Origin of the sequence: Nostoc sp. (assembly GCF_036919615.1) — a bacterium.
Classification (GTDB): Bacteria; Cyanobacteriota; Cyanobacteriia; order Cyanobacteriales; family Nostocaceae; genus Nostoc.
Map to the genome: position 1 here is coordinate 22,349 of NZ_JBALCN010000014.1, position 6,369 is coordinate 28,717.

The following is a 6,369-nucleotide window of genomic DNA, read 5'->3' on the forward strand; positions in this document are numbered from 1 at the left end:
CCCACTCCCCAAACACCCAAATTAACTTTGATAAGGACGTGGCAGTTGACGCAGTTTATGAGCCGTATCCAATTCACTATTGTTTTTTCTACCATATCCCCAACCCAAAAGGCGACGATATTCACCCATGATGCCACTTTCAATTAAATCATCCTCATTGACTGCAACATTGGTATGAGATTCAGGCGCAACATAGAGTGCATCCGCAGGGCAATAAGCCTCACACATGAAACAAGTTTGACAGTCTTCCTTGCGGGCGATCGCAGGTGGCTGGTTGGGTATGGAGTCAAAGACATTGGTAGGACACACTTGGACGCACAAATTGCAATTAATACAGAGTTTATGGCTGACAAGCTCGATCATGACATTGCTCCTGCTACAACTTTGATACAGAGGGTGTGGTTTGAGTAGTTTGTATTGGTGGGGTAGCGATTGCATCCGTAATCCAATCACGTCTTACCCAAAGCTTATCCAAGCCTCCTGTTGCTTGGTAATAACGCTGATTTGGATCGGTTTCGGGATAGTCCACACGAATATGTTCGCTGCGCGTTTCCGTGCGATGTAACGCGCTAAAATATGCCCATCGTGCTACAGCGGTCAGAGCAGCTGCTCGACGAGAAAATTCCACATCGCGCACTGTATCTTGTTTCGGGTTTTCTTGTACTTGCTGCCACAACGTTTCTAATTTAGCGAGAGAATCCAAAAGTCCTTCCTCAGAACGCAAGTAATTCTTCTCCAACGGGAACATCTGGGCTTGTACACCATGCACGATCGCCTCACTATCGAATGTTTCAGAAGTGCGTGAGGGTGACGATGGGCTACGCCCCGCCAAAGGCGATGGCGTTCCGCCCACCGTAGATGATCGCAATCCCACTTTACCAGCTGGACGCGCAACCCGTTCATTTGCATGAGCGCCCAAACTCTTAGCAAAGTCCGCTGCTCCAACTCCTGCCCATTGCCCTGTGGAGATTGCCCAGGCAGCATTGGGGCCACCACCCCCAGAAGCTAAACCGGCTAAAAACTCCCGCGATGCTGCATCACCGGCAGCGTAAAGGCCAGGAACTTTTGTAGCGCAATTATCATTCACAATCCGAATCCCACCTGTACCACGGACTGTACCCTCTAAAACAAGTGTCACAGGCACTCGTTCTGTATAGGGGTCAATACCAGCTTTTGTATAGGGGAGATAAGCGATGAAATGAGACTTTTCAATCACTGCTTTAACTTCAGGCGTGGCTCGATCCAAACGAGCATAAACGGGGCCTTTCAAGAGGGCATTAGGGAGAAACGATGGATCACGACCACCATTGATATAGCCACCCAAATCATTGCCTGCTTCATCGGTATAACTAGCCCAGCCAAAGGGAACACCCCTGGTTACAGTCGCATTGAAAGCCGTCGAAATGGCATAGTGATTAGAAGCTTCCATACTAGAAAGTTCCCCACCAGCTTCCACTGCCATCAGAAGTCCATCACCTGTATTGGTATTGCAACCTAATGCTTTACTTAAGAATGCACAACCGCCATTCGCTAAGACTACTGCACCAGCACGAATGATATAGGTACGATGATGCTGCCTCTGCACACCTCTTGCTCCAGCTACTGAGCCGTCGTCAACCAATAAAAGCTCTAGAGCCGGACTTTGATCAAGAATCTGCACACCTACACGCAAAAGGTTTTTACGAAGTACCCGCATATATTCAGGGCCATAATAACTCTGACGCACAGATTCCCCATCTTCTTTAGGGAAATGATAGCCCCAACTTTCCACTAAGGGCAAACTCAGCCAAGTTTTTTCGATAACACGCTCGATCCAACGTGAGTTAGCGAGGTTTTTTCCTACGCGATAACGCTCCGATAAAACTTTGTCCCAATTCTCTGGAGAAGGAGCCATGATGCCATTGCCACTAGCTGCCGCTGCACCACTCGTACCCAGAAAACCTTTATCAACAATGATGACTTTTACTCCTTGGGATGCGGCTGCCCATGCTGCCCATGCAGCGGCAGGGCCACCACCAATTACCAGTACATCAGCAGTTAATTGTAGTTCATTTTCACTATGGACTGCTAGCAATTCCCTTTCCTCAATAAAGTTTCTACAGCACGGCAGAATTCAAGAGCGGAGCCGAAGACGCTCCGCCTCCGGTCAAAATTCAGAAGTGCTCCGACACCAGTTGCTTTACGATGCAAGGCGACACGCCACTCCCCTCAACGGGAGGAACCCCCGCACAGGGGTGGCTTAGGAACGCACTGGCTCGACTTTTCGCTGCGTTTGTGTATGTTAGCGTTAGCGGGGCGTAGCCCGGTAAATTCATTCATACATTCAGCAACGCATACAAAATTAATAAACAGAAGTCAACAATTTATCGATTGCAGTCCGAAACGCCGTTGCTGCACCAGCACCCATGTCACGGGGGGCGCAGATGCGATTTCTCAAATATGCAAAAGTGATTGCCCCCACAGCAGCGAAGATGGGATCAACACTACTATTTTTACCACCAGTCCTTCCACCCGGTAAAGTTTCGCCATTGCCATGAACGAGATAATCAGCTAGTTGTCGGAGGTGAAAATCAACAGCGTCCTTAACTGTGGTAGAATCACTATCTACTGCTAAAGCTTGGACTCCAGAATTTCTGATAATATCTGCGCTCGCAACTTCCCGATTATCGCTCAATCTCTCAGCCGCTTCTGCGCGATATTGAATTTTCTCACTATCTGCCACATCCAGAGGTAAAGGATTTCCAATCGGTTCTACACCCCATCTGCGACGCAAAAGTAAATTGTTGGTGATATTATCCGACTTTACCCTGTGATAAGCAGCACGCTGATTAAGTGCGTCAAACCAAGCATTAATTCGAGGAAAGCGAGGATTTCCTTTGAGGTGATATCCCCGATATACAGGTAAATTAGCCGCCAATCTATCTAGATGGGGGCTATACAGAATGTCTACTAAGCTAAATGTACTGACAAAGTAGGGGCTGGGATATTTAGCCAAAGCTTGCTCAAGTTCATCTAACTTCGCCTCAAATGCTGCTTGTAAGTTTGCCAACTCATCAGCATCTACAGGTGTTTCTCTCAGGAATTTGTAAGCAATCTCTCTAAAACCGTTAGTCTCAGCGTCTTCAACTAACTGCCTAGCAACAGCATTTTCCTCTGAATTCTCAGGCAATAATGCTGGATGTGGAAACCTTTCTTCTAAAACTAAGAGAATATCTTTGGATTCGTATACTAACTTTCCCTCAATTTTTGCCGCTGGGACAAGGGTTGTTGGAACTAAGTCAGTGTACCATTTGGGTTTATTACTTAAATCAATAAACTCCGTTGCAAAGGGAATTTCCTTTTCTTCCAGAGCAAACCAAACTCGTTCGCAGAAAGGACACCAAGAATTAGTATCTCGATAAAGCAAGACTGGTGGTTGTGTGTTTGGGGAAAGTTTCTGTAAACTGCTAGGTATTGGTGCAGTAGAAGGAGATTGTCCCGGCCTCTTTACCCTACGTGCAGGGGTATTTTTTCTAGCAGTTTCTAAAACTTCTTCCCAAGTTGACACTGTGTTTTGAATAGACATTTTTTACCTCGCTTTACTAGGAATACCGGAAAACACAAATAACTGTTGCTCTTTGGGTGCAGCCAAGTTCTCACCAAGGTATCGATGAAGACCTACACCCATGTCTCCTGTGTCCGTAAGCTTGAAGTTCACTTCCTCAAATCCAGATGCACTTAAAATTTTTCGTACATTGTCAGAGTAGGGAATACCGTTAGAGTGTCCACGAGTCCAAATCACAAAAGCACCTGGTTTACTCAGAAAACTCAGGTTATCTAATAAGCGATTAAGTTCAGCTTCCTCAAGATTGCCAAAGACACCACACACAATCACGATATCTGCTGGTACTGCTCCTAGATAGTTAGTGGCAAGAGTTGCATCACCATTGATAATCTCAATTTGCTTGGCTAAACCCAAAGACTCTATAGTTGCTCGTCCACGCTCAACTAGATTTGAATTTATTTCAACCAGTCGTGCAGAAACATCTTTCGCACGGGGGTGATTTTTTAAAGTTCCTAATAAATCTCGTCCATCACCCGCGCAAACACTCACTATTTGGATAGCGCCATCTGGTGAGGCATTCAAACTATAAGCAATATATTCCCGCACGATTTCTAGACGCTGCTGCAATTTTGGCTCAGTGTTGTAGAGGTCGTGCCATTCATACCAATCTTTTGGCATAAGGAGTGATTCCCATTTGATGCACACTGTCTGTTTGTAAACTACGGTTAGTATATCAAATAACTGTAGTTTATAGATGAAGGCAGAGTATCACAAACATTTATATAAAATCAAGCCTTATTGAATAAAAACCGGCCTTAATTGCTTGGTTATACGTAAAAATTATGTATGATATATGTGAATAAATTTTTGTATAAAAATTTTTCAGTATATATTGCCAAAAGGTTGCTGTAATGCTTGTATATCCTCAATCAAAAAAATTAACCGGAAAGCTTCCGTATAATAAATAGTTACAATGTTTGCTTTGTTTCTGAAGGCTATATGTGAACCATCACTGTACAGGTGCAATGCTAGATTATTTTTATATCATTCATAAGTACAGGACTTTTATAAATGTTTTTTAAGATAAAGTAAAAAATAATATGGCTGTTCTACGTGGTTATGCTCATTGTGAAACTTGTGGAGAGAACTATATTCTGCGGGCAGGGATTGGAACAGAAAAACATCAACTTCACACTTTTGATTGCAAATCTTGTGGAATACCAATTTCCGTCATTGTTAGAGCAAATCCCCCTCATGCTAATTTTGAACCGGAAGAAAACGTAATCATTGAAGAGAATGAAGATGAAAATGCAATCGTTTTGAACTTGCATCCATTCTTCGCATTTAACAGTGATGAAATCCATAATCGAATAGCGTTTCCTTCATTATTGTATGGAGCTAAAATAGCACCGTATCTACGGCTTGTTCCGAATAAAAATTTTTTGGGTATTCAAAGTCAGGATATAGCACTACAATTTGATGTACCAAATGCTAGTAATCTTTGGAATACAGTTAAAAATATTTTTTTATTGCAAGAGAGAAAAGGACAAATAAAGAGTCTCAATAAAGCAATTAAATACTATGAGAAACAACGTCAAAAATGCTTTGTAGAAACAAAAATATCAAGTTCTAGTGAAGTTGCATTTAATTTCTTCGACAGCTTATTTTATCCACGCTTTGAAAAGCTTTTACAACCTACAATTCAATTAATATATTCAATTAAAAAGGCTCATACAGAAAAATTTTTCGAGTTTTTAAAATTCTATTCACAAAGTATTAAAGCCCAGCATTTGAGACAATATTTATCAATTTTTTCTGATTATTTCAAAATATACAATCAGTTAAGTCAAATGGTTGTACATTCACGAATCGGTGATGAAGATGTTGATGATAAAATAGTTGGCTCAAAATCATTTGAAAATGTGAAATTATATTATGGGCAAGCCTATGAATCTATCACAACCTTTTTTGTAACATTTGCTTGCTTGAATAATATTCTTATGGGTCGATCTTATGATAAATTCCAATCAATGACATTGAGTAAATACATAAAGGACGTGAGCAAAGAAAAGAAAGCCAATCCTTTTGAACTAACACAACCATTCTACGCTTTTACCGATGGCTTGGACAGTACGTTAAGAAACGGATCACATCACGCTTCAATATGGAGAGATGGAGAAAAGATTCTTTATAGAAGCGGTGGTACTGGCGCTCAGAGAGAAATTGCATATAGTCGCTACCTCCACTTGTGTAATAAGTTGACAATTTCACTGGCAGCTTTGTTTATAATTGAGCTTGAACTAGGAGAAGGTTAAAGTAATAAACAAGTTACTCATAAATCTCGCACCAAGGGATCAATCAATTCATCAGGGATTCGGTTACGTTCAATATAAGTATTAATTTCATCTTGATGATCGCTGTAATAACTTAACGCATCAAACACTTGTGCCAAGGTTAGATGAGGCAAACCTTGGGGAATTTCTTCAGGAGATACACCCATACGCCAAGTTAGGGCGATCGCCCTAACAGATGTACGAGTTCCCTTGATAATTGGCTCACCACCTAGAATATGCTCGTCTTTGACAACGTAAAGATGTTCTGTTGCTTGAACCATAGATATGAATATCTCTAGAAATTTCCTAGATGATAATTGTACCGATTCTATTGAGAAGTCACAAACTACTGTTAATTTATCAATTAAATGTATTTAATGCCTGAAATCAGGGTATTATAAGAGACCATTTATAAAGTAAATCTTTAGACGACTAGACGACGTAACATAATACGAGTCATAACAGCATATATAGCAGCTTCACTCATTTCTG

General features: G+C 41.8%; 6 protein-coding genes. 1 reads left to right on the forward strand and 5 read right to left on the reverse strand.

What is annotated here, in order from left to right:
* Positions 1 to 21 precede the first annotated feature (21 nt).
* The 4 genes from V7K48_RS05990 to V7K48_RS06005 all read right to left on the reverse strand — a co-directional run bounded on the left by V7K48_RS05990 (position 22) and on the right by V7K48_RS06005 (position 4,222).
* Positions 22 to 363 (reverse strand): 4Fe-4S binding protein, encoded by a 342-nt coding sequence (locus V7K48_RS05990; protein ID WP_335070519.1) that lies wholly within the window; start codon positions 361 to 363, stop codon positions 22 to 24.
* Positions 364 to 376: 13 nt separating this feature from the next.
* The gene (locus V7K48_RS05995; RefSeq protein WP_335070520.1) at positions 377 to 2,074 is read right to left on the reverse strand and encodes an FAD-binding protein; all 1,698 of its coding nucleotides are present in this window, start codon (positions 2,072 to 2,074) and stop codon (positions 377 to 379) included.
* Positions 2,075 to 2,341: 267 nt separating this feature from the next.
* Complete coding sequence (locus V7K48_RS06000) at positions 2,342 to 3,565, reverse strand: glutathione S-transferase family protein (RefSeq protein WP_335070522.1); 1,224 nt, start codon at positions 3,563 to 3,565, stop codon at positions 2,342 to 2,344.
* Between the two features lie 3 nt (positions 3,566 to 3,568).
* On the reverse strand, positions 3,569 to 4,222 hold the full coding sequence (locus tag V7K48_RS06005) for a class I SAM-dependent methyltransferase family protein (RefSeq protein ID WP_335070524.1): 654 nt from the start codon (positions 4,220 to 4,222) through the stop codon (positions 3,569 to 3,571).
* Between the two features lie 422 nt (positions 4,223 to 4,644).
* On the opposite strand from V7K48_RS06005, the gene V7K48_RS06010 reads away from it, so the two are divergent.
* Entirely contained in the window at positions 4,645 to 5,859 is a 1,215-nt protein-coding gene (locus tag V7K48_RS06010) for a hypothetical protein (protein WP_335070526.1), read from the forward strand.
* 17 nt (positions 5,860 to 5,876) lie between these two features.
* On the opposite strand, the gene V7K48_RS06015 is transcribed toward V7K48_RS06010, so the two are convergent.
* Positions 5,877 to 6,158, reverse strand: coding sequence for a DUF433 domain-containing protein (locus V7K48_RS06015; RefSeq protein ID WP_335070528.1), 282 nt, complete (start codon positions 6,156 to 6,158; stop codon positions 5,877 to 5,879).
* Positions 6,159 to 6,369 lie beyond the last annotated feature (211 nt).